Origin of the sequence: Sedimenticola hydrogenitrophicus (assembly GCF_025175675.1) — a bacterium.
GTDB classification, from domain to species: Bacteria; Pseudomonadota; Gammaproteobacteria; order Chromatiales; family Chromatiaceae; genus Sedimenticola; species Sedimenticola hydrogenitrophicus.
This window is the reverse complement of record NZ_JANIOA010000008.1, coordinates 84,873-106,217: the sequence shown is the minus strand read 5'-3', so window position 1 is coordinate 106,217 and position 21,345 is coordinate 84,873. Positions and strand designations below refer to the sequence as shown.

General features: G+C 61.1%; 18 protein-coding genes. 5 read left to right on the top strand and 13 right to left on the bottom strand.

Annotation, left to right across the window (positions count from 1 at the left end; translation table 11 throughout):
• Positions 1-105: 105 nt before the first annotated feature.
• Positions 106-1,428, top strand: a complete 1,323-nt coding sequence (gene trhP, locus NPX02_RS06635) for a prephenate-dependent tRNA uridine(34) hydroxylase TrhP (RefSeq protein WP_260292666.1) — start codon at positions 106-108, stop codon at positions 1,426-1,428.
• Between the two features lie 164 nt (positions 1,429-1,592).
• Positions 1,593-1,778, top strand: a complete 186-nt coding sequence (locus NPX02_RS06630; RefSeq protein WP_260292665.1) for a PA3496 family putative envelope integrity protein — start codon at positions 1,593-1,595, stop codon at positions 1,776-1,778.
• A 103-nt stretch (positions 1,779-1,881) separates the two neighbouring features.
• Here the strand turns inward: NPX02_RS06630 and NPX02_RS06625 are convergent, their stop codons facing one another.
• Positions 1,882-2,208, bottom strand: a complete 327-nt coding sequence (locus tag NPX02_RS06625) for a hypothetical protein (RefSeq protein WP_260292663.1) — start codon at positions 2,206-2,208, stop codon at positions 1,882-1,884.
• A 211-nt stretch (positions 2,209-2,419) separates the two neighbouring features.
• Positions 2,420-3,271, bottom strand: coding sequence for a LysR family transcriptional regulator (locus tag NPX02_RS06620; protein ID WP_260292662.1), 852 nt, complete (start codon positions 3,269-3,271; stop codon positions 2,420-2,422).
• Positions 3,272-3,460: 189 nt separating this feature from the next.
• On the opposite strand from NPX02_RS06620, the gene msrB reads away from it, so the two are divergent.
• Positions 3,461-4,066: a peptide-methionine (R)-S-oxide reductase MsrB gene (gene msrB, locus NPX02_RS06615; RefSeq protein ID WP_418067320.1), complete on the top strand. Its 606-nt coding sequence runs from the start codon at positions 3,461-3,463 to the stop codon at positions 4,064-4,066.
• Positions 4,067-4,079: 13 nt separating this feature from the next.
• On the opposite strand, the gene NPX02_RS06610 is transcribed toward msrB, so the two are convergent.
• The 3 genes from NPX02_RS06610 to NPX02_RS06600 form a co-directional block, all read right to left on the bottom strand.
• Positions 4,080-4,490, bottom strand: coding sequence for a M67 family metallopeptidase (locus NPX02_RS06610; protein ID WP_260292661.1), 411 nt, complete (start codon positions 4,488-4,490; stop codon positions 4,080-4,082).
• Between the two features lie 281 nt (positions 4,491-4,771).
• Positions 4,772-5,830, bottom strand: a complete 1,059-nt coding sequence (locus NPX02_RS06605; RefSeq protein ID WP_260292660.1) for a DUF3549 family protein — start codon at positions 5,828-5,830, stop codon at positions 4,772-4,774.
• A 21-nt stretch (positions 5,831-5,851) separates the two neighbouring features.
• The gene (locus tag NPX02_RS06600; protein ID WP_260292659.1) at positions 5,852-6,295 is read right to left on the bottom strand and encodes a YcgN family cysteine cluster protein; all 444 of its coding nucleotides are present in this window, start codon (positions 6,293-6,295) and stop codon (positions 5,852-5,854) included.
• Between the two features lie 782 nt (positions 6,296-7,077).
• Here NPX02_RS06600 and NPX02_RS06595 point away from each other — a divergent pair.
• Positions 7,078-7,920 carry a tetratricopeptide repeat protein gene (locus NPX02_RS06595; RefSeq protein WP_260292658.1) on the top strand — a complete coding sequence of 281 codons (843 nt, stop codon included), beginning with the start codon at positions 7,078-7,080 and terminating at the stop codon, positions 7,918-7,920.
• Between the two features lie 228 nt (positions 7,921-8,148).
• Here the strand turns inward: NPX02_RS06595 and sthA are convergent, their stop codons facing one another.
• The gene (gene sthA / locus NPX02_RS06590; RefSeq protein ID WP_260292657.1) at positions 8,149-9,546 is read right to left on the bottom strand and encodes a Si-specific NAD(P)(+) transhydrogenase; all 1,398 of its coding nucleotides are present in this window, start codon (positions 9,544-9,546) and stop codon (positions 8,149-8,151) included.
• A gap of 371 nt (positions 9,547-9,917) precedes the next feature.
• On the opposite strand from sthA, the gene NPX02_RS06585 reads away from it, so the two are divergent.
• A complete protein-coding gene (locus NPX02_RS06585) occupies positions 9,918-10,067 on the top strand; it encodes a hypothetical protein (protein ID WP_260292656.1) in 150 nt (49 codons plus the stop codon).
• A 73-nt stretch (positions 10,068-10,140) separates the two neighbouring features.
• Here NPX02_RS06585 and NPX02_RS06580 read toward each other — a convergent pair whose 3' ends face one another.
• The 7 genes from NPX02_RS06580 to NPX02_RS06550 all read right to left on the bottom strand — a co-directional run bounded on the left by NPX02_RS06580 (position 10,141) and on the right by NPX02_RS06550 (position 21,257).
• Positions 10,141-10,575 carry a host attachment protein gene (locus NPX02_RS06580; protein WP_260292655.1) on the bottom strand — a complete coding sequence of 145 codons (435 nt, stop codon included), beginning with the start codon at positions 10,573-10,575 and terminating at the stop codon, positions 10,141-10,143.
• Positions 10,576-10,662: 87 nt separating this feature from the next.
• Entirely contained in the window at positions 10,663-12,048 is a 1,386-nt protein-coding gene (locus tag NPX02_RS06575; protein WP_260292654.1) for a sigma-54-dependent transcriptional regulator, read from the bottom strand.
• Positions 12,045-14,648 carry a PAS domain S-box protein gene (locus NPX02_RS06570; protein WP_260292653.1) on the bottom strand — a complete coding sequence of 868 codons (2,604 nt, stop codon included), beginning with the start codon at positions 14,646-14,648 and terminating at the stop codon, positions 12,045-12,047. Before NPX02_RS06570 ends, NPX02_RS06575 begins: the two co-directional genes overlap by 4 nt.
• A complete protein-coding gene (locus tag NPX02_RS06565; RefSeq protein ID WP_260292652.1) occupies positions 14,639-14,971 on the bottom strand; it encodes a hypothetical protein in 333 nt (110 codons plus the stop codon). Before NPX02_RS06565 ends, NPX02_RS06570 begins: the two co-directional genes overlap by 10 nt.
• A gap of 225 nt (positions 14,972-15,196) precedes the next feature.
• Positions 15,197-16,621: a protoporphyrinogen oxidase gene (hemG, locus tag NPX02_RS06560; protein ID WP_260292651.1), complete on the bottom strand. Its 1,425-nt coding sequence runs from the start codon at positions 16,619-16,621 to the stop codon at positions 15,197-15,199.
• An 8-nt stretch (positions 16,622-16,629) separates the two neighbouring features.
• On the bottom strand, positions 16,630-18,753 hold the full coding sequence (locus NPX02_RS06555) for a radical SAM/SPASM domain-containing protein (protein ID WP_260292650.1): 2,124 nt from the start codon (positions 18,751-18,753) through the stop codon (positions 16,630-16,632).
• A gap of 257 nt (positions 18,754-19,010) precedes the next feature.
• Positions 19,011-21,257: a universal stress protein gene (locus tag NPX02_RS06550; RefSeq protein WP_260292649.1), complete on the bottom strand. Its 2,247-nt coding sequence runs from the start codon at positions 21,255-21,257 to the stop codon at positions 19,011-19,013.
• Between the last annotated feature and the right edge of the window lie 88 nt (positions 21,258-21,345).

Genomic DNA, 21,345 nt, shown 5'->3' with positions numbered 1-21,345 from the left:
CTTACCTCGTCAAATGCGGGGTCATGTTCCTTTGGTCCTGGGTCCGGCTCTGCGCTATAGTTCGCCCCACCGGCCCCACGAACGATGCTGATATTCCTCTAGCCCATGAAACGACCCGAACTGCTCTCCCCCGCGGGAACCCTGAAGAACATGCGCTACGCCTTCGCCTATGGCGCCGACGCGGTCTATGCCGGGATGCCCCGCTACAGCCTGCGGGTGCGCAATAACGATTTCATGGAGGAGAACCTGGCCATCGGCATCGCCGAGGCCCACGATCAGGACAAGCAGTTCTTCCTGGCCTGCAACCTGATGCCCCACGGCGCGAAACTGAAGACCTTCATGCAGGACATCGAGCCGGTGGTCGCCATGGGACCGGACGCCCTGATCATGTCCGATCCCGGCCTGATCATGCTGGTGCGCGAGCGCTGGCCGGAGCTGCCGGTGCATCTCTCGGTCCAGGAGAACACGGTGAATGCTGCCTCGGTCCGGTTCTGGCAGCAGGTGGGCCTGACCCGGGTGATCCTCTCCCGGGAACTCTCCCTGGATGAGGTGGAGGAGATCCGCCAGGCCTGCCCGGAGATGGAGCTGGAGGTGTTCGTGCATGGCGCGCTCTGCATCGCCTACTCCGGGCGCTGCCTGCTGTCGGGTTATTTCAACCATCGCGACGCCAACCAGGGCAGCTGCACCAACTCCTGCCGCTGGGAGTACAAGGTGGGGCAGACCGCCGCGGGGGAAGAGCTGACCGGGGTGGCGCAGTCGGGCCAGCCGCGCCACCCGGCGGCCGACAGTGTCTATCTGCTGGAAGAGAAGGAGCGGCCCGGGGAGTACATGCCGATCTTCGAGGATGAGCAGGGCACCTATATAATGAACTCCAAGGACCTTCGGGCGGTGGAGCATATTCACCGGCTGGTCCAGATCGGGGTCGACTGCCTGAAGATCGAGGGCCGCACCAAGTCCCACTACTACACCGCCCGTACCACCCAGATCTACCGGCAGGCGATCGATGACGCGGTCGCCGGGCGGCCGTTTCGTCCCGAGCTGATGGGCGAGCTGGAGAATCTCTCCAGTCGCGGCTATACCGACGGTTTCTATCAGCGCCATGAAAGCCAGGAGCTGCAATCCTACCGGGATAACTCCTCCCGTAGCGCCCGCCAGCAGTTCGTGGCCGAGGTGCTGGCCGAGGATGCCGGGGAGGGCAAGGTGTGGCTGGACGTGAAGAACAAGTTTGCCGTGGGTGACCGGCTGGAGTTGCTGACACCGGCCGGTAACCGGCAGTTCATCCTGGATGCGCTGGAGGACCAGCACGGCAATCCCATGACCGAGGCCCCCGGTGGTGGCTATGTGGTCAAGGCCCGGCTGCCCCGGGACGATGTGCGGATGGGGCTCATCACCCGCCTGCTTGAGGAGCAGGGTCACCCCATCGGCTAGATATTGCCCCAGTCATGGGACCTCCCCGGTCGCGGAAAGCAGGCCGCGATGGCGCGGCCATCGATCAATTATTTTCATCCTCACGACAAAAAATATTAACTTTACCTCTCCCGGTCACTGGGAGTAATTACTGTGCCTCTTTTATTTGCGTGAGTTAGGCATGAATGAATACGGTAGATGATGTTCTGGATGATGATGATCTGGAATCCGAGGAGGAGTCCGATCTGGAATATATCTCATCAAAGACGAAGAAGAGTTCGCCGGAGGCAAGGCGCCGGGTGGAGCAGCTAATGGAGCTGCGCCGGCTGCGACAGCTGTTGGGCGATCCCGACTTCAATGGCTTTGATTGACTGTTTTGCCGGCCCAACTGCCGGTCTGGCCGCCCGTCCGGCCTGGAATATAGAGGGTTAATTAGCCGGAGCAGGCCGCCACGTTGAATATGCCATAAAATTTTTAAGTTGTTATTTCGATCCATTTCGCAGTAAAAAATATCACCTGACCATCAATTTCTAGCCAATATTTGTTGGAGATCTGACAGTGAGTAGACGTTCCGATAGGGATGATTATGATGACGACCTCGGCGAATGGTCTGATAAAGTGCATCATAAGAACCGTAAACAGAGTGATGGGGGCAGAAGCAAGCGCTCTACGATGCGTGACAAAGAGGGTGCGCGCAAACCCAGCAGTCCCCGCAGGAATACCGATAAACAGTCGGATTTTTTCTGATTTCGGCGATGCCGGTACGCGCCTCGTCGTACCGGTATCTTCAACCCATCCCATCAGCCTTCCTGATGAGCCAGCCAGGGTCGAATATCGTTTATAAATCCGCGAAACCACACCGGGGTCGGAGTCAAGCCGCGCACCGGCGAAGCGAAATTCTTCTTGTTCGGGCGGCTTGACTCCGACCCCATTCCCTTGATGGGAAATTCTTCTTGCTCCGGGCAGCGTGACTCCGACCCCATTCCCCGGGATGGACCCGCTACCTGGAAAACTAACAGACCCCCGCCGCCTGCAGACAGGCAAGCGCGCTCCTGATCGGTTTGCGGTGTTCGCTCTCGGGGCGTACGACCCGATAAACCTGCCGCTCGATCACCGGTGCGTCCGCGACCCGGAACAGCTGGCCCTGTTCCAGTGCCCCGGCCACCATCTGTTCGGCAAGATAGGCGGTGCCGCCCTGTTGCCGGATCAGGTCATAGGCCAGCCCGCCCGATCCGGTGCGCATCATCGGCACCGCCGCATCGGGAAAGTATTCGGCGTGCAGGCTGGCAAAACTGTTGCCCCAGTCCACCAGGGTGTAGCCGGAGTGTACCGCATCGGCGGCGCAAAGCCCCTGTCGGGAGGAGACCATGACCAGCGGGACCTCCATCACCTTGCTGATGCTCAACTCGGACATCTGCGGCGGTTCAAACATGAACACCAGATCGAGCAGACCGGAGGTGAGTCGCTGCACCAGGGTCTCGCGGGTCAGGATCTCCACCTGCAGCAGCATCTCCGGGGCCTGATGGGCCAGCTGCAGGCATAGCCCCTTCAGCAGAATGTCCCAGAGGTCATTCATGCAGCCGATGGCAATGGAGTCGGAGAGTGAGGACTCCATGGCGATATCCTGGCGCGCCCGCGCCCACCCCTTGACGATGGTCTCGGCATGGCGCTGCAGCCGGTTGCCGGCGAGGGTCAACTGGATGTCGCCGCGTTTGCGGATGAACAGATCTACGCCCAGGGTCGACTCAAGCTGTTTGATGCGCGCGCTGACGGCGGACTGGGTGACGCAGAGCGTCTCCGCCGCCTTGCCGAAATGGCGCACCTTGGCCACCTCCAGAAAAGTTCTGAGCAGTGCGATATCCATGCCTAAGGCTCGGGAATAATGGGATTTTCCGGAGCATGACACTTCGCAGCATCGAATGCAATTCGGCCACCGGCGGTGGGATTCCTGCCGCTCGCAAGGTGAAATGTCACGGTTTTATAACGGCTGAAACAAACCCGGCGCGGCCGGGGTCTGTGTAAGCAGACGACCAATCCGCTAAGGAGCAGAGAGATGAGAGGATATCTGGTGGGCATAGCCCTGGCCGCGGTGGCCACAACCCTTTGGGTGAACGCGGGGAGCGACAGCTTCCCTGGCGACAACGCGGATCGCGACCCTTACCTGGAGAAGAGCCGGGGCGAAGAACCGAAGCGGGATCTGACCGCCGTCGCGGAAGCTGGCCGGCGTTATGCGAAGCCGTCGGATGTCCAGCTGCGCCGGCAGCTGACGCCGCTGCAGTACCGGGTCACCCAGGAGGAGGCCACCGAAAAACCATTCGATAATGCCTACTGGGATGAGAAGCGCGAGGGGATCTATGTCGATGTGGTGACCGGTGAGCCGCTGTTCTCCTCCCGCGACAAGTTCAGGTCGGGAACCGGCTGGCCCAGTTTTACCCGTCCGATCACCCCGGACGCCCTGGTGGAGAAGATCGACTTCAAACTGATCCTGCCGCGTACCGAGGTGCGCAGCCGTTACGGCGACTCCCATCTGGGCCACGTGTTCAACGATGGTCCGGAGCCGACCGGACTCAGATACTGCGTCAACTCGGCGGCCCTGCACTTCATTCCCCGCGAGGAGTTGGTCGCCGCCGGCTACCCGGCCTATCTGGGGGATCGGTAAGCCCAGGTGAAAGTCAGGAGACCAGGTCCTCCTCTTCGAACCGGTTGCTGCTGAGACGCCAGGAACGTAGCTCCGCGATTCCCCCCGGGGTGACGGAGGCGATCAGGTAGGAGTGGCCGGGGGTGACCAGGTGCCGTTCATTCTCTGAGGGGACATGGCTGTGGTCCGGCAGGGCGCGCCAGATGCCGACGATCTCCAGCCCCTGCTGTCGGGTTTTGCGGTCAAGCTGCTGCTGGTTGAGCAGTTCCAGGTGAAAGTCGCCTTCCATCTGGTTCGGGTAGGCCACCTGCTCCACTTTATGCACCGAGATATGTCCCTGTACCTGCTTGCCGAACAGGACGCCACAGGTCTCATGCGGATACGCGAGACTGGCCAGCAGTCCCAGCTGATCGCGCAGGTGTTGGGACAGATAAAGGTGTGACATACCTTAAGCATAGGACATGGTTTCCGCCGCGAAATTATTTTTTGCCAGAACTGACTGATTTAACTGGTTTTTGTTGTGGTTTTAGCCGGCGATTGGTGGCGGTGTGGCGGTGTGGCAGTGTGGCGGTGTGGCGGTGTGGCGGTGTGGCGGTGAGGTTGCGGGTTCCGTCGTTCAGCTAGAGGGTACTCTTTCCCGCCCTGCTGTCCCTACCCTTCAGCCACAGATACCGATGGGCACGCGTGTAGGATGCACTCCGTCCCACTTATGTGGACTTATGTGGGCTAGCCCGGCGTGACACCCTGGAACAGGGCGCCGATCGCGCACGAAAGCGGTGCCGAACGGCCGGGGTCGCGGACCGCGGCCAGGATCGGCTGGCGCATGCCCGGCAGGTAGAGCAGATCGGCCATGCAGAGGTTGAACGCCTCCTGACCGGCACTGTTCTCGGCCAGGCGCTCCAGAAACAGCCGGCGCAGCTCGGCGTCCAGCAGCTGTTCCCAGGCGCGCCCGGAGACGGCGCTCAGGATCTCTATATGGTTGCCGGCCGGGGCGGAGAGAATCCGCTTGATCAGGGTCCGTTGTGGCCCCGGCGCGGCGGAGCGGGCGCTGCCGCGGATGGCGGCCGCCAGCAGGCCGGGTTCGGGGTTGGTCTGCTGCAGCTCCTGCACGACCCGGTCGAGCAGGGCCTCGGTTATTCCCGGGGAGGTGGTCTCATTCTCCAGGCAGTGGCAGAGGGCGACCAGGGGCTGGATCGGCAGCTCGGGAATGGCCTTGACCAGGGCGGTCTCGTTGTCATCCTGATCCAGCCGGGCCGCCAGATCGGCGATGCCCTGATAGCCGACGAAGGACCACTGCTCCCAACCGGGCTGGCCGGAAATGTACTGCTGTGCATACGCATAAAAGCGGGAGGGCGGGGCGTTCAGCAGACGGGAGACCCGGGCATGGAACACCGCCATGCGCTCTTCCTTCGGCTTGAAGCTGTAGGGGTTGTCCTGCAGCGCGGCATCCAGTTGCTGATCTTCATTGTCCGCCTGCACCCTTTCGCCGATCCGCTCGATCAGGCGGTGCATGAAATCGTCGCGGGCCGCCTGCAGCAGTCGGCCCTGTTCGTCCAGCGGCAGGCGCAGGAACCAGATCAGCGGCTCCTGCCGAGCGCTTTTGTCGTGGAACAGCAGGGCAAACCAGGCCTGCCGCTGCAGCGGGTAGGGGTAGGGGATCTCGGTCTTTTCGAACTGCAGGAAGCGATCGCGGGGGAGCTTGTCCACTCGGCGCCCCATGTCAAAAAAGCGCAGTCGGGCGCCGCTGGTTTCCAGGAATTCGGTAATGGTGCTGATCGGTTCCACGGGAGTCTCGCCGCTCTGCGGTTATCTGATCCAGTCGATAATGTGGTGATCCAGGTCGTCGGCCTGCAGCTCACTGATCACCCGTCCGCCCACTGAATTGCCACTGTAGATGACCGTCTCCCCGGTTCCGGAGACCAGCGGATGCCATTCCGGCAGCGGTTTCCCTTCCGCCAGTAACCGGTAGGCGCAGCTCTCGGGGAGCCAGTAGGGGTCCTCCAACACCTCCAGGGTGATGCTGACGCAGTCGGGCACATTGATCGAGCGGTTGGGATAGTCGCTGCAGCGGCAAACGGACTGGTCCAGATAACGGCAGCAGACGTTGGTGAACTGAATCTCCCGGGTCTCTTCATCTTCAAAGCGGTGCAGGCAACATTTGGCGCAGCCGTCGCACAGCGACTCCCACTCTTCGGGGGTCATTTGTGAGAGGGACTTGTGGGCCCAGAATGGGATTGCGGACGGTGACATCCGGCTATTCTACCAGTGATTGGCCAGATGTGGCTTCCCCGGGTGAGGATTTCGTCCCGGGCCGGATCCGGGGAGTGATATTTGTCTGGATTAGTCGCTAAGTCATTGTCCGCTTGAGAGTTTGCTAACACCGTGCCGGATCGCTGAGAATTTTCAGGATGGTTTTCGGTCCGGCCTCCCGGTTGTCGGAGTGTTCGTTATAACTGTTTGATTTTAATATGGATTAAAAATTGTACAAAAACTACCCAAATTAATATTGTAGTTTGACGGACAGGCCGTCCGGGCGGATATCAGCAACTTTTCCACAGTCTTATCCACAGGAATTGTGGATAACTGGTACTCGCGTTCGGATCTTCAGCAACCGGCGGGTAAACGACGGCAATTCCAAGTAAGGCTTTCAATAGCCGTTTCGTTATCCCCGCCCCGGCTAGTGAGGAACCACGGATGGACACGGATTCACACAGATAGGGCTCAGAATTCTGAATCCGTGTTTATCTGTGTGAATCCGTGGTTCTCCAGGGTCCCGCCCATTATGCTCGGTATCAATTAATTTGCCCGCTATGCCTCACCGCTCTGGCGCCCATCAAACCACCGGAGGGGATCGTAGTAAATTTATTCGAGTTTATTTGCGTTCATTCGCGGCTAAAAATGAATCCCTGCCGAAAGATGCTGAGGCTAAGCCTCGGCAAATTTAGAATTGCTGGATAAATGATCCCGGGCGGGAAACGCGCCGCTTTTCGTGGGATACTACGCCGTTTTTTAATCTTCAAGGAGTTTCCGGGATGCTCTCTCCGCGGCGTTCCATATCACGGGATGAGGATGACCCTGCGGTTGTGCGGCAGGATGGACCCTCTTATGAGCAGGGGGTGGCCGCCTATGCGCGGCGCGCCTACGAGGAGGCCTGCCGTTGTTGGTCTCAGCTGGCCGAGGCGGGTGACGCCCAGGCGCAATATGGACTGGCGGTGCTGTTCGACCGGGGCGAAGGGATCGCCCGGGATCTCGCCAAGGCCGTCGCCTGGTATCAGCGGGCCGCCAACCAGGGACTGGCGGACGCCCAGTACAACCTGGCTGTGCTCTACAACGAGGGGATCGGCGTTCAGGGCAACCCCAGCCAGGCTGTGCACTGGTTCCGCAAGGCGGCCGAGCAGGGCGATACCGAGGCCCAGTACCGCCTGGCGCGCTGTTATGATCAGGGGCTGGGACTGGCGAGAAATCAGGCGCAGGCGGCAGAGTGGTACCGCCGGGCGGCCGAGCAGGGGCATGCCGCGGCGCGCAACTGCCTGGGGGATATGTATCGCACCGGTGACGGGGTGGCGCGCGATTATGCCCAGGCGCTGCACTGGCTGACCCTGGCGGCCCGGCAGGGTTACGGCTATGCCCAGGTCAACCTGGGGTATCTGTATGACCAGGGCCTGGGCGTGGAGGCGGATCCGCTGGAGGCGATCAACTGGTACCGCGAGGCGGCCCTGCACGGCGATCCCATGGCCCAGTACAATCTGGCGGAGATGTTCCGCATCGGGCGCGGCGGCCAGCAGGACCCGCGGCAGGCCATCCGCTGGTACCGCAAGGCGGCCGCCCAGGGGCACCCCGGCGCCGTCCGGCGGCTGCGGCGGATCGACGCCTGATCGAGCCGGTGGGGGATTAGAACTCAAGTTTCGGAGTTCAAAAGGCGTCGTTCAGGGCGGGCTACCCCCTTGCCGGGACCATCGGAGGCAGGAGGAGTGGTACAGGGATGTACCGTTTACGGAGCCGAGGATGCCATGCCGACGCCGAGCGTACAGGGACGTATTCACAGCGTGTCCCGGCAAGGGGGTGGCCCACCCGGTGTCTGGAACTGAACTCCGAAACTTGAGTTAGAAGATGCGGTTCAGGCCGTTCAGTGCCGCCACCCGATAGGCCTCGGCCATGGTCGGGTAGTTGAAGGTGGTCTCGGTAAAGTAGAGCAGGCTGTTGGCGCTCCCCTTCTGGGACATGATGGCCTGGCCGATGTGGATGATCTCCGCGGCGGTCTCGCCGAAACAGTGAATACCGAGGATCTCGAAGGTCTCGCGGTGAAACAGGATCTTCAGCATGCCCACGGTATGCCCGGTGATCTGTGCCCGGGCGATGCTCTTGAACATGGCGTGCCCCACCTCGTAGGGCACCTGCTGTTCCGTTAGTTCCCGCTCGCTTTTTCCCAGGGAGCTGATCTCCGGGTTGGTGTAGATGCCGGTGGGGAACTGTTCGATCAGGCTCCAATCGCACTTTCCGGCACTGATCTGGGCGCCGACGAAACGACCCTGGTCGTAACTGGCGCTGGCCAGTCCCGGCGGTCCCGCCACGTCGCCGGCGGCGAAGATATGTGCCTGGTCGGTCTGGTATTTTTCATTGACCTCGATCTGCCCCCGGTGGTTGATGCGGACGCCGATCTCCTCCAGTCCCATGCCGCTGGTGTTGCCGGAGCGGCCGTTGGCCCAGAGTAGGATGTCCGTCTTAAACTTTTTTCCGGATTTGCAGTGCAGCACCACGCCGTCGTCTAGCGCTTCCACCCGGGTGTACTCCTCGTTGTTGCGGATTACCACCCCCTGGTTGCGCAGATGGTAGCTGAGGGCGTCGGTGATCTCGTCATCCAGGAACGAGAGCAGGCGGTCGCGGGTGTCCACCAGGTTCACCTTGACGTCCAGATTGCAGAAGATGGAGGCGTATTCGCAGCCGATCACCCCCGCCCCATACACGGTCAGGGATTTCGGGGTGTGCTTCAGTGACAGGATGGTGTCGCTGTCATGCACCCGGGGGTGGGAGAAATCGACATCCTCCGGGTGATAGGGGGAGGAGCCGGTGGCGATCACGAAATGATCTGCCGTCACCCGTTCGGCGGAGCCGTCGAAGTGCAGGATGTTCAGGGTGTGCTCGTCAACAAATGTCGCGATTCCGTAGAAGATATCCACGTTGTTGCGGGAGTAGTAGCGATAGCGAGTGCTCACCTGCTCCTGGATGACCGAGTCCGCCACCCGCAGCATGCGCGGGTAGTCCACGTTAACTTGTTCCACGGTGTGCTGAAACAGCGGGTTGCGCTTGTAATCCACCATCATGGAGATGTTGTGGCGCAGCGCCTTGCTGGGGATGGTGCCCCAGTGGGTGCAGCCACCGCCGACCTTGTCGTGTTTCTCGACAATGGCGATCTTCTGGCCCGACTTGGTCAGTTTCATGGCGGCGCCTTCGCCGCCGGGACCGCTGCCGATAACCAGGGTGTCGTAGTGCTTTTGCGTCATATTGTCCGTTCTTCAGCGAGGCGTCTGGGTTGCCGGGAAGTGTCCGCGGCTGTACCGCATTGACCCGGTCCCGGATCTGTCATCTAATTTTTTAATAGAATCATCAGTATACTCTGTCGATACGGATCGAGCCAGATGCAGAACAGTTTTGACCGCAAAAAATAAGACGTTTGTACTATTACTTTTTCTTTTTTGCTTTGCCCTCCTGATGCGGTCCATGCGACTTCGGAGCGGTGCGTGAAACGGAATATTATGGCGCGCACAGGGTCGAAGCGGGGAAGATTGCATTAGGTAGTCCTGATGCACTTAACCGATTATTACCTGGCCCGGTCATTCCCGGGCCGATGGCCCCTTTAGGTAGCGCTACGCCCATGCAACCACCACCACCACTACATGCCACCGCCGGCATCACCCTGATGCGTGGCGCCCCGTTGCTGGTGACGGTGACCGGGGTGGAGGATGACAACCTGGTCAAGCAGGCGGTCGAGGACGCCGGTTTCACCTACGCCGGCGAGGCGTGACTCTTGATGACGGGATAATCGCGAATGGCCGTGGCGGGACAACCGGTGCGCCACGGCCGGTACGTGCGACTGCCTAGAGTCGGTGGGGCAGGTTCTTGCGGATGGTCTCAACGTCGTGGGCGGTGAGGTTCTTGGAGATTTCGGTAGCAACCATTTTCTGCAGCGGTTGCGGTTGCTGCTTTCTCAGCAGGCCGAGGAAGCTGGGTGCGGCGATGACATGGAGCTTGTTGAAATGGCCCTGGGCACGACCGGATTCCAGGGCGGCACAGACCTGGTGGGCGAAGCGTACCGCTTCGTCGTGTTTCGCCTCGTCCGCATCGCCGATGTCATGGCTGCGCGGACCGGAATTGCGATCGCGGCCCGGCTTGTCGGTCACCAGATCGCCGGCATGCAGCCGCGCCTCCGGGTGATCCAGGGTCTGGATCTCGACCAGGGGGCTGAAGGCATTTTCCACGGAGAAGATTCTTGCACGGCTTGTGTCAGCAACTACTACCCAGGCTGCATTCATAATCATTCCTCTCTCAAGTTGATGATCGGGTTGACGACCCCGGGTAATAAAGTATAGAGGATTCCCCGCCGAGAGATACCGGCCGGTTTACTCAAAATCCTCCTCTTCCCGCTCAATCACGATATGTTCCGGAGGGGTCAGTTGGTAGTGCCTTATCATCCTTCGCAAACGTGGACGGGAGATCCCGAGAATCTCACAGGCCCGACCCTTGTGCCATTGGGTTGCCTCCAGGACCCTGGCTATATGGGTTGCCTCCATCTCTTCAAGGCTTTGATCCGCCGGGGCTTTCGCATGGTTATTGTGGTCTTTTCGGGACAGGTTATCCAGCGGCGGAGGCAGCAGGTCGCGGGAAAGCGCATCGCCATGCGAGAGGGCGATACTCTTCATCAGCACATTCTCCAGTTCCCGCACATTGCCCGGCCAGTCATAGCGTTCCAGGCAATCCAGCACCTCTTGGGAAATGTGGGTCACATTCCGATGCAGTTCCTTGTTGATACGCCCAAGCAGCACCTGGATCAGGTCCATCAGGTCCTCTTTTCGTTCCCGCAAGGGTGGCAGATGGATGTTGACCACCTGTAGCCGGTAATAGAGGTCCTCCCTGAACTTACCGGCCTTCACGGCTTCCTCGAGATTGACATTGGTGGCGGTGATGACTCGCGCATCGGTTGTCTGGGCCTGTTTTGCTCCCAATGGGGTGTACTCCTTGTACTGCAGCACCCGCAGCAGCTTGGCCTGCATGGCGGGGGACATCTCACCCACCTCATCGAGAAAGATGGTACCGCCCCTGGCCAGGGAAAATTTACCTTCCTGCCGGCCGACCGCACCGGTAAAGGCCCCCTTCTCGTGGCCAAACATGTCGGATTCGAGCAGGGTTTCCACCAGTGCCGCGCAATTGACAGCGACAAAGGGACCACCCGGGTTCTCTCCCGAACGGTGAATGGCGCGTGCCACCAACTCTTTGCCTGTGCCGGATTCGCCGGTAATAAGTACCGTGGCCGGGCTTTTTGCCACCATGCCGATGGTCTTGAATACCTCTTTCATCCCCCGGCTGCGCCCGACCATGGAGAGGCTGCTGGTATCGCCTATATGAGCGGGCAACAGATTTTCACTCTCCTGGACCGGTACCATCAGCTTGGCGATGGCACTTTCCAGTTCGTCGATATCGATCGGTTTGTGAATATAATCATCCGCCCCGCTCTGCATCGCCTCGATGGTGCTCTCCATATCGTGGAAGGCGGTGATCATGATGATCTTGGCCTGGGGCAGGGCGGTTTTGAAATCGGGAATGCCCTCCAGTCCGGAACGGCCAGGCATGCGGATATCCAGAATGACCAGGTCGGGTTTGGTCTCCGCCGCCGCAAGACCCTGGTCGACACTGTGGGCGATCTCCACGTCATGTCCCTGGTTGCGCAGATGAACCTGCAGTGTCCGGCAGCTGGCTACGTCGTCATCGACAACAAGGATTTTGCTCATGCCGGGCTGTTCTCCGCTGATTGCTCTTCATCATGCTGAATGGAATTCGGTGAAATGGGTAATACCACGCTGACCCGGGTGCCCTGCGGTTCATTGGGCAGGAGTTCAATGGCGGCCTGATGTTGATCGAGGATGCGTTTGACAATGGCCAGACCGAGCCCCGTTCCCTTGGTTCGGGTGGTGAAGAATGGCTCAAACAGCCGTTCCCGTTCCTCGAGATCAATTCCATTGCCGTTGTCACAGATATCCACCCGGATACAGGTGCCGCTTACGCCCAATTCCACCATGACGTCAATGGCCACCCGGGGCCTGTGGATGCCATCGGTCGACTGGGCGGCGTTGGTAATGAGATTGCTGAATACCTGGCGGAGTTTGGTGGCATCACCATAAAGGGTCGGCAGGCCCGGATGATACTGGGTTGAAACCTGGACATCGTACTCCTCGATCTTGCGCTGTGACAGGCCGATCGCCATATCGATCACCCGATCGATGGTGATCCATTCCGGGTTCAGCGCATCGGGTTTTGAATAGGTGAGCATGTCGGAAAGGATCTCCTCCATGTAGCGGATCTGCTCCAGCGAGATCTGGCGCAATTCGTCCGTCTCCGCCAGTGCTTGGTCTCCGTTCTGTTTGCCCAGGATCTGCAGCGTCATCTTCACCGAGGAGAGGGGATTGCGCAGGTCATGGGCGATCATGCTGGCCATGCGCCCCATGGCGGCCAGCGCCTGGTTTTTGGACAGCTCACGATTGCGCTCCTCAACTTCCGCTTCGAGCCGCTTATGTTCGGTAATATCCTCTTTGACGGCAAGAAAGTGGGTGATTTCACCTTCGGGATTTCGAATAGCGGATATAGTGGCACTCTCCCAATAGAGCTCCCCCGATTTCCGGCGATTATGGAATTCGCCCCGCCACTCCTCGCCCCGGTAGACCGTTGCCCAAAGATTTTTATACTCGGCCTTGCTGGTTTCTCCGGACTTCAGAATCCGTGGGTTTCTGCCGACCACCTCTTCCCGGGTATAGCCGGACACCTCGGTAAACTTTGGATTGACATAGTCGATCAGCCCCTGCCTGTTGGTGATCATGACAACACTGGGACTCTGTTCCACCGCACGGTTCAGTTTGCGCAACTCTTCTTCGGAACGACGTTGCTCGGTGATGTCCTCACCTATACCGGTTACGCCGATCACCGCCCCGGCGGGGCTGTAGGAGAGGGTGTTGTTCCAGGCGATCAGCAGCAGACTGCCGTCACGGGCCAGCACCCGGCCCTCATAGCGGGGTGGGAATTGCTCGGGATGGCGCATCCGGTCGATGATGCCCAGCATCTCGGCTTTAAATTCGTCCGGGACAAAGGCCTCTATCCATGTCTTGCCAATGACATCCTTGCGTTTCCAGTCGGTAAGGCGCAGAAAATAGTCATTACAGAAGGTGATCAGGCCCTGGCGATCCAGTGCAACCGCCACCAATTCGATATTTTCAAGGGTATGGCGGAATCGTTGTTCATACTCACGTTGGGCATCGGTGCGCCGGTGGTGGTACTGTGAGTGGGCGAGAAACAACGCGCTGATGATGATCAGCCCGAGCATGCCGAGATAGAGCGCCAGATGCTGCTGGATGAAAAACGGCAGCGTCGCCGACAGTTCACGGGAAGAGACCTGGGCAATGATTTTCCAGTGGCCCGGGGGATTGCTCTGGACCACTGGACTGCCGGATTGGGATGTTTGCCTGGCCACGCTGAGCGGTGAAACGGTGTGGAAGGTAAAGAGTCCCGCGGATGTCTGGAACTGGCCGCTCTCGGATCGCTGGATGATATCCCAGGCGCGTGGCTGTTCGGTGGCGAATGTCTTGTCGCTGCCGAACATAAAGCCCCACTCATCTTTTCGGTTCAGGCTTTTCAGCCAATAGCCCTGCTCATTCACCAGTACGACATGATCGGCAATATTGGCCGCGGCCTGAGTGAAGTTGCCGATCAGCCGGTCACCAAAATAGTTGAGCATGATGGCGCCCTGTTTTACCCCCGCATCGTCAAATACCGGGGTGGCAAAACGGATCATCGGTTTTAACGGGTACTCTATTTTTCCATCTTCGATATTGAGATCCAGTGGCGAGAGGTAGAGTCCGCCGCGTGATTGGCTCATTACATCCCGAATATAGTAGCGGTCCGCCTTGTTCTGGAGCTCATCGCGGGGCACGGTGCGCAGCTGTCCGCCATTGTAGTTGACCCGCACAACCTCCCGGCCCTTCCTGTCCAGATAACGGATCTGATCGAACAGTCCCTTTTCTTCGGCAAAGACGGAGAACTCCAGGGCAACACGTTGTTCCAGGACGTGCCGCGGTGCCTGCAACAGCCCCTGCTGTTCGACATGCCGGGCCAGAAACATCAGATCGCTGGCCACGCTGGAGATATCGCTGACGATCATGCGTCGGGCCAGGTCCACATTGAGGTTTTCGCTGGCTTCACGATTGCTGCGCTCGGTGGTGTAGTAGGTGTAATAGTGCATCGAACCGACTATTCCCAGCATCAGCAAGAGCGACATGAAAATGCCTGCGAACCCTTTCAGCAGGCTCAGGCGTGACTGCGGCATGGGCGGGGTTATCGGCATTGTTGCTCCATATGCCTCTGCAGCCGGTTCAGGTAAGCGGTCAGCGGCTCATCATGGCCCCGTGGGATCAGAAAGGTAAGCCGCGCCGCGATGATGTAGGGTTTGCGGTCCCCTTCCCCCGCCGGTTGCGCCTCGGTCAGCAGCCGGTGTACCCGTTCCAGCACCGTGGCCGGATCCTCGCAATAGCGAGGCAGGGTGACGTTGCGGGAGTACCATTGGGCGGCGCCGGAGATGCCGAGCAGGATCAACAGCACCACCGCCACCAGCCGTAACGGCCGGAAGGGCGGTTGTTGTGCATTGTCTAAAACCTGTGGTGCGGTCATGATTTAAATTAATGTTCCGTCCGAAGCATCCGTGGGTGCGTAGGGAATACATTTTCTCTCGCCAAGACGCCAGGAACGCCAAGGAGAACCAATCATTCTCTGCAAACTTTGCGTGTTTTGCGCTCTTGGCGAGAGATATATCCATCCACGGATTGCGCGGAGGAGCCAAATTAATTGCTGTCGCCTGATTGGCGTCGTCAGTTTCATTATATGCCTGCCGGGTCGCTATGCCGTCAAGGCGTGGGTTGTCTGAATGGCCTGTTGCAGGGTGGCCCGCGGCAGGCTCTCCAGGATCGCCCGGGCCGTTCTGCTCCCCTGAAAAATCCGGTCCCGGACCGAGACGCCATCCAGGTAGTTGGCCGTCAAGTGGAGTCCCGGGTGGTTCGACAGGCGCGCGCGTATGGCCTCCACCCGGGCCTGATGTTGCCCATGATAGAGCGGCAGCCCCCGGGGATGACGGTCGACGCGGATGTAATCCGCTTCACCTTGCAGGTCGATCAGCGGCGACAGCTGGCCGAGCAGCAGGCTGACTATCCGCTCATCGCTCCAGCCGATGCTGTCGGCCTGGCGCGCTCCGCCCAGATAGCTGGTGAGCAGTGTCTTGCCCTCGGGGGCACGGCCGGGAAACAGGCGGCTCATCCACAGATTACCGTTAAAACCCAGTTTTTCCTTCCCCGGGACCAGGAAACCGGTGCCGTCCAGGGGGTGTCCCACCTGGCGTTCATCCATGCCGAGATGCACGATGGAGACCGGGGCATAGTGGATTTGCGACAGCAAGCCGCTCAATGGCCGGTCCAGATCGGATAGCAGCATCGAGGCGCTATCGGCGGGTATGGTGATCACCAGTTGGGAGACCTGGCGGGTGTGCGTGGCCCTGCCCGAACCCATACCCGAGCGGGCGGTGACCCGCCAGCCACGCCCGGCGGGTTCGATCCCGGTTACCCGCGTGTGATAGCGTATGCTGACCCCCGGCGCGCGGCTCAGCCGGTCGGTTAACTCGGACATGCCGCCCTGGAACGAGAAGGTGTCGGCGCTGTTGGTCCGGCGTTTTTTCCTTTTCAGCAGGCTGTTGATCAGCACGCCCAGGGTGATACTGCCGTAGCGTTGTTCCAGGGCGGTCAGGCGGGGCAGCACCGATCGGGCCTCGGCCAATGCCGGATCGGAGGCCAGGGTGCCGGCAATGAAAGGATCGAACGCCGTTTCCAATACCTCGCGGCCCAGGCGCCGGGTGATGAACCGGCTGGCGCTCTCGTCCGGCTGCTCGCCCCGGGGGATGAATCCCTCCGCCAGCAGGCGCAGCTTGGCCTGCCAACTCCACAGCGGTGAGTGGATCAGGCCGGCGATTTGCATCGGCACGGCGGTGAGGCGGCCCCGGTGCACCACATAGCGATTGAGGTCTTCCGGCCGGGTGCGTTTGGACCCGGCAAGACCACACTGATCGACCAGCCGGTCGATCTCCGGGCGGAAGTTGACCAGCAGCCCGGCGGCGCGTTCGGTGAGATAGCCCGCTTCATGGGTGCTGCGGATCTTGCCGCCGGGACGGCCGTCCGCTTCCCAGACTTCAACGGCGATGCCTTGCCGCGCCAGCCACCAGGCGGTCGAGAGTCCGGAGATGCCGGCGCCGATAATCAATACTTGGGGGTTCGCCATGATTTTCCTCAGCGTCTCAGCTCGGCCCGCATCCGCTCCAGCAGATCACGGTCCAGCAGCCCCAGGCCACCGCCATCGGGCGCCTGTTTCGATTCGACATAGGAGCGGATCTGTTGGAAGCGCTTCACGGCCTGTTCATTCCCCTTGAGCCGGGGTACCCGCTCCCGGGCGATGGCGAAGGCGTCAAAGTCGAGGTCGGCCATGCCGAAGCCCTTCATGCGGCGCACCGCGCGCATCATCGCGCGGTTGCGGAACCGGGTCAGATCCTCGGCGGTGATCCGGCTTAGCCCCTCGCGCCGGGCGCCGAACTCGGCCGCCTTCTTGATCCCGCCGCGGACGAAATCCGGTGCCGATTCGACCCGCGCCAGGGCATCCGCGTCCCACTCTACGCCGGCCATGTCGGTGGCGATCACCACGGCCACGTCGGCCTCGTTGACCACGATCGAATCGCGGCGTTTGGCCTCCCGCTCGGCGGCCGCCTCCATACTGGGTCGAACGAACAGCGCCACCTGCGGGGCGCGGCCGGCCAGCACCACCTCCAGCAGTTCCTCCGCCTGATCCTCCCAGAACAGCGTGCGCGCCGGATCGTCTTCCGCTTCCAGGCGCCGCAGCAGGTTGATGTTGACCTCAAGCCGGCCCTCCTGGCGGGCGACATCCTCCGCCACGGCAAACACCCCCTCGCGCAGAAAGGTGGGGGTTTGTTGCAGATACTCCGTCGCCTCGGCGGTCCAGGCCAACCGCCGTAACGGCGACTCCGGGGGGGTCTCCCCTGAGGCCTGATTCCCAGGAGTAGCCTGATCCCCGGAAGCGGTTGGCCGTGCGGGCATGTTGTCGCCAAACCGTTTGGCCGCCAGGGCGCTCATGTGCGCCACCGTGACCTGCGATTCCCCCTGTTCCACGGCATGGGCCTCGGCCCGCTTGCGCACCATCTTGCGCAAAAAACCGGGGACCCGGGCCAGGCGCTGTTCCGCCTCGGGAGACCAGCTTATGGTCGTAGGCCCGCTCTCGTTCAGGGGTTCTATCAACGCCTTGCCGGTCGGGTAGTGCCCGCACCAGGGATCGGCCCGCATCAAGGCCTCGCCATGCCCGAGCTGCTCGGTGGTGAGGAGTTGGTACTCTGTCGCATCGGACGGTAACGCCATCGGTTCCGCCGCGCGGGCGATACCCAGCGGCCGGGCGCGGCAGCCGCCGCAGAGTTTGCGGTATTCGCATTTGCCGCATTTGCCGGTCAGCGCGGGCTGGCGCAGCGATTGCATTTGCGGTGCGTGATCCCAGATCCGCCAGAAACTCTCCTGGCGGATATTGCCCTGCTCATCCGGGATATAGGGGCAGGCGGTCACCGCGCCCTCCGGGGTGATGCGGCAGTAGTGAATGCCGGCCAGACAGCCCCCCCCCTCGTAGCCCTGGGCCCGGGTCAAGGGGGAGTCCGGGTTGTGCTCATAGGCCACGCGCTTGAAATGCGGGGCGCAACGGGCGCGGATCAGCAGTTCGGGGGTGTTGGCCTGGGCCTCGACCAGTTCGTTCAGCACCGCTTCGTAGCGGGCCGGCGAGATATCGGACATGGACTCGCCGCGCCCGGTGCAGACCAGGAAGAAGATGTTCAGCACATGGGCGCCGGCCGCCCGGGTGAAATCGATCATCGACCGCACCTCGTGGGCATTCTGGTCGGTGACCGAGAAATGGACCTGAAACGGCACCTCATGCCGGCGGCAGAAGTCCATGCCAGCCAGGGTCTTTTCCCAACTGCCGTTACAGCCGCGGAAGCGGTCGTGGCTGTCGGGCTCCAGTGAATCGAGACTGATGCCGATGCCCATGACGCCGGCCTGTTTCAGTGATACCACCCGGGATTCGTTCAACAACACCCCATTGGTGCCCACCACCATGGCCAGTCCCAGTCGGCTTCCATAGGTCACCAGCCGTTCCAGGTCGCGTCTTAGCAGCGGTTCGCCGCCGGTCAGCACCACCATGGTCTCGGTGCCGCGCGCGGCAATCTCGTCGAGCAGTTGCGTCACCTCGGCGGTGCCGAGCTCGCCGGCATCGCTGGCGCGGCCATCGGCATTCATATAGCAATGCTCACAGGCCAGGTTGCAACGCCGGGTCAGGTTGATGGCGATCAGGTAAAGATCATGCATGCGCGTTTAACCCAACGTACGCGACAAGGTGCAACTACTCACCCGGCCTGTAAGTGATTGGCCTGGCTTGTTGGCCGATCTTGATGGCGCCTTGAATCCGGCCCCTTTTTCAGATTCAAGCCTGCCCTTGTCTGAGCGAAGCGAGTTTGGGCAGGCGCTGAAAATGGGGCCGGATTCGAGGAGATAAGCCATCACGCGAGGCCGGCAAGTTAGGCCAATCAGCCCGTGAGTAGTTACGATGCGGTTATACAAGATAATCACCCACTGTTGCGCGGGTCGGCCGGGTCGAGATGGAAGGCGCCGCGCTCCTGCCACTGTGCCCTGACCACATCCACTGCCTCCCGATCGATGGTGGTCTTGCCTTGGCGCCCGGCCCAATCCTCGATTTCGCGTACCAGCATGCCGCGTACGAAATCCGGCACCCGGCTGAGGCGCTGTTCGGCCTCCGCGCTCCAGGCCATGCTGGTACCGGCCGATTCCGAGCCGTTCTTGATCGTCTCCAGCACCTGGGAGATGAAGGCGGCATCGATGACCCGCACCCCGTTATGCCGGGCGATGGATTCGGCGGCGTTGACCGACATGTCCCGGCAGAATCCCACCGGTACGCCGCCGAGCATGGCGCGTGCCTCCGCGGTCCACTCCAGGACGTTCGGTTTGGCGGTCTCCGCCGGAGCAGCGGCCTGGCCAGGCTGGGTATTGGCGCCGGCGCCGGCGAAGGGGCAGGTGCTTGGCTTATCCCCCTGTGGTTTCTCCCCATGTGGTCTCTCATCAGCCACGTTCATCTCCATCATCGCGGAACGCGCCTCGGCCAGTCCCGCCTCAGCCACGGCCAGGGTGATCCCATCCGCACCTTGCTGGCGGGCATACGCCTCGATACGCTGCTTCGAGCTGTCGCGCATGAAACCCTCGGGCACGCGCATCAGGCGTGCCAGGGCGGCGGTTTGCCAGGTCAGGTCGCCGGCGGGTGAATGATCCGGGGCGACAACGGCTTCATCCAAGGGGGGCTGGATTGGGTCGTGTGCCGCTCCGGAAACGGGTTGATTCTCAACAAAGTGGCGGATATGGGCGGCCTCGACCTGGCGCGTGCCCTCGCCGCGGGCGCGCTTCTCCGCCCGCATACTGAGATTGCCGCGCAGACTGAGATCCTTGACCGTGAGCAACAGGCGGGTGGCCTCGTCGCTCCAGCGCATGGCCTGTTCCGCGGTCGGATTTTGCTTGAGTTTGCCGCTGTCATAGGCCTCGACAATCTCCTCCATCGCCTGCTCGGCGTGGTTGGGCATCAGTTGCGCGGTGGCCTCTTCGACAATGCTTTCGGTAATGACGGTATGCCCCTGCTCCTGGGCATAACGCAGAATGGCCATCCTCGCCATGGGCCGGACAAAGGAGGGGACCCGCTCCATGCGCTGTTCGGCCTCATGGGTCCAGGAGGTGGTGACCTCGGCCAGCCGGTCGAGCCGGGGTGTGTAGGTCTGCTGGCTGAGCAGTACCGCGCAGGGGGCGTCATTGAGCAGATATTCGGTATTGCCGCCGATGTCCAGTTCGTCGTCGGCATGAATGCCGGTGGTGCCGAGAATCAGCAGCGAGGGGTTGGTCTCCTGCAGATAGCGCAGCATCACCTCGTGGGGTTTGCCATCCAGCAGCACGGTCTCAATCTCCATGCCGTAATCCTTGGCGATACCCTGGGCCACGGCCAGATGACCTTGATAGATTTTGGCCAGGCCGGAGTCGATGATCTCCTCGTGCAGCTTCTCCTGCTCCTGAAAGCGGAATACTTTTCCCGCCTCTTCCGAGAGCACTCCGGCAATGCGGTTAAAGGCGACGTAGTGATAATAGGGGTCAAAAGCGGAAATCACCTTGACCGGAACATGCCAGGTGCCGGCAAGCGAAAGCGCGGTCAACAGGCCGCCATAGGATTTGGGCGAGCCGTCGATGCCCACCACAATGGGACCGTCGCCGAGGGCGCGTTCCGGTTGCTTGACAATCAATGTGTCAATCTGGCTGCGCCGCGTCACCCGCTGGCAGACCGTGCCCAGGCGACTGCCCTTGACCGCACCCAGACCAAGGGCGCCCATCACCAGCAGGTCGTAACGGCCGCTGTTGGTCTCCCGGGACAACTCGCGGTAGTTTTTCCCTTCCAGCGAGCGCCGTTGAATGGTCAGTTGTGAAGCTGCCGCCTGTCGGTCCACCTGATCCAGGTAGGAGTCGGTGATGATGGAGAGTCCCTTGGTGATCAGCGAGTCGTGCACGTCGCGCTGCCGTTCCAGCTCCTGCTCTTCCCGGAACTGGTCCGGGAGACCACCCTCCATCTGCCGAAAGCGCAGGTCATGCAGTTTGGCGGCGTAGACGTGTGCGGAAGTCAGCCGGCTGCCGAACCGGCAGGCCAGATCCACCGCCTCCCGGGTGGCGCGATTACTGTGATCCGATGAGTCCACGGCCAGCAGAATGGCTTTGTAAGCCGTCAGCGGTTGGGTGGCGTCATCACGTGGCTGTGGCTGTGCGTTCATCGGGATCGCTCCGGGATTCAGGTAAGGCGGATTCATGTACTTGCAGGTCCCGCGGACTTTCTCGTTCCCAAGCTCCGCGTGGGAATGC

What these genes read in the sequence shown, in the direction of transcription:
- trhP (WP_260292666.1), top strand. Translation starts at nt 106, where the DNA reads ATGAAACGACCCGAACTGCTCTCCCCCGCGGGAACCCTGAAGAACATG.
- sthA (WP_260292657.1), bottom strand. Translation starts at nt 9,546, where the DNA reads ATGACGCAAAAGCACTACGACACCCTGGTTATCGGCAGCGGTCCCGGC.
- NPX02_RS06570 (WP_260292653.1), bottom strand. Translation starts at nt 14,648, where the DNA reads ATGCCGATAACCCCGCCCATGCCGCAGTCACGCCTGAGCCTGCTGAAA.
- NPX02_RS06550 (WP_260292649.1), bottom strand. Translation starts at nt 21,257, where the DNA reads ATGAACGCACAGCCACAGCCACGTGATGACGCCACCCAACCGCTGACG.
- NPX02_RS06625 (WP_260292663.1), bottom strand. Translation starts at nt 2,208, where the DNA reads ATGGGATGGGTTGAAGATACCGGTACGACGAGGCGCGTACCGGCATCG.
- NPX02_RS06620 (WP_260292662.1), bottom strand. Translation starts at nt 3,271, where the DNA reads ATGGATATCGCACTGCTCAGAACTTTTCTGGAGGTGGCCAAGGTGCGC.
- NPX02_RS06565 (WP_260292652.1), bottom strand. Translation starts at nt 14,971, where the DNA reads ATGACCGCACCACAGGTTTTAGACAATGCACAACAACCGCCCTTCCGG.
- msrB (WP_418067320.1), top strand. Translation starts at nt 3,461, where the DNA reads ATGAGAGGATATCTGGTGGGCATAGCCCTGGCCGCGGTGGCCACAACC.
- NPX02_RS06580 (WP_260292655.1), bottom strand. Translation starts at nt 10,575, where the DNA reads ATGAATGCAGCCTGGGTAGTAGTTGCTGACACAAGCCGTGCAAGAATC.
- NPX02_RS06610 (WP_260292661.1), bottom strand. Translation starts at nt 4,490, where the DNA reads ATGTCACACCTTTATCTGTCCCAACACCTGCGCGATCAGCTGGGACTG.
- NPX02_RS06600 (WP_260292659.1), bottom strand. Translation starts at nt 6,295, where the DNA reads ATGTCACCGTCCGCAATCCCATTCTGGGCCCACAAGTCCCTCTCACAA.
- hemG (WP_260292651.1), bottom strand. Translation starts at nt 16,621, where the DNA reads ATGGCGAACCCCCAAGTATTGATTATCGGCGCCGGCATCTCCGGACTC.
- NPX02_RS06555 (WP_260292650.1), bottom strand. Translation starts at nt 18,753, where the DNA reads ATGCATGATCTTTACCTGATCGCCATCAACCTGACCCGGCGTTGCAAC.
- NPX02_RS06630 (WP_260292665.1), top strand. Translation starts at nt 1,593, where the DNA reads ATGAATACGGTAGATGATGTTCTGGATGATGATGATCTGGAATCCGAG.
- NPX02_RS06575 (WP_260292654.1), bottom strand. Translation starts at nt 12,048, where the DNA reads ATGAGCAAAATCCTTGTTGTCGATGACGACGTAGCCAGCTGCCGGACA.
- NPX02_RS06595 (WP_260292658.1), top strand. Translation starts at nt 7,078, where the DNA reads ATGCTCTCTCCGCGGCGTTCCATATCACGGGATGAGGATGACCCTGCG.
- NPX02_RS06585 (WP_260292656.1), top strand. Translation starts at nt 9,918, where the DNA reads ATGCAACCACCACCACCACTACATGCCACCGCCGGCATCACCCTGATG.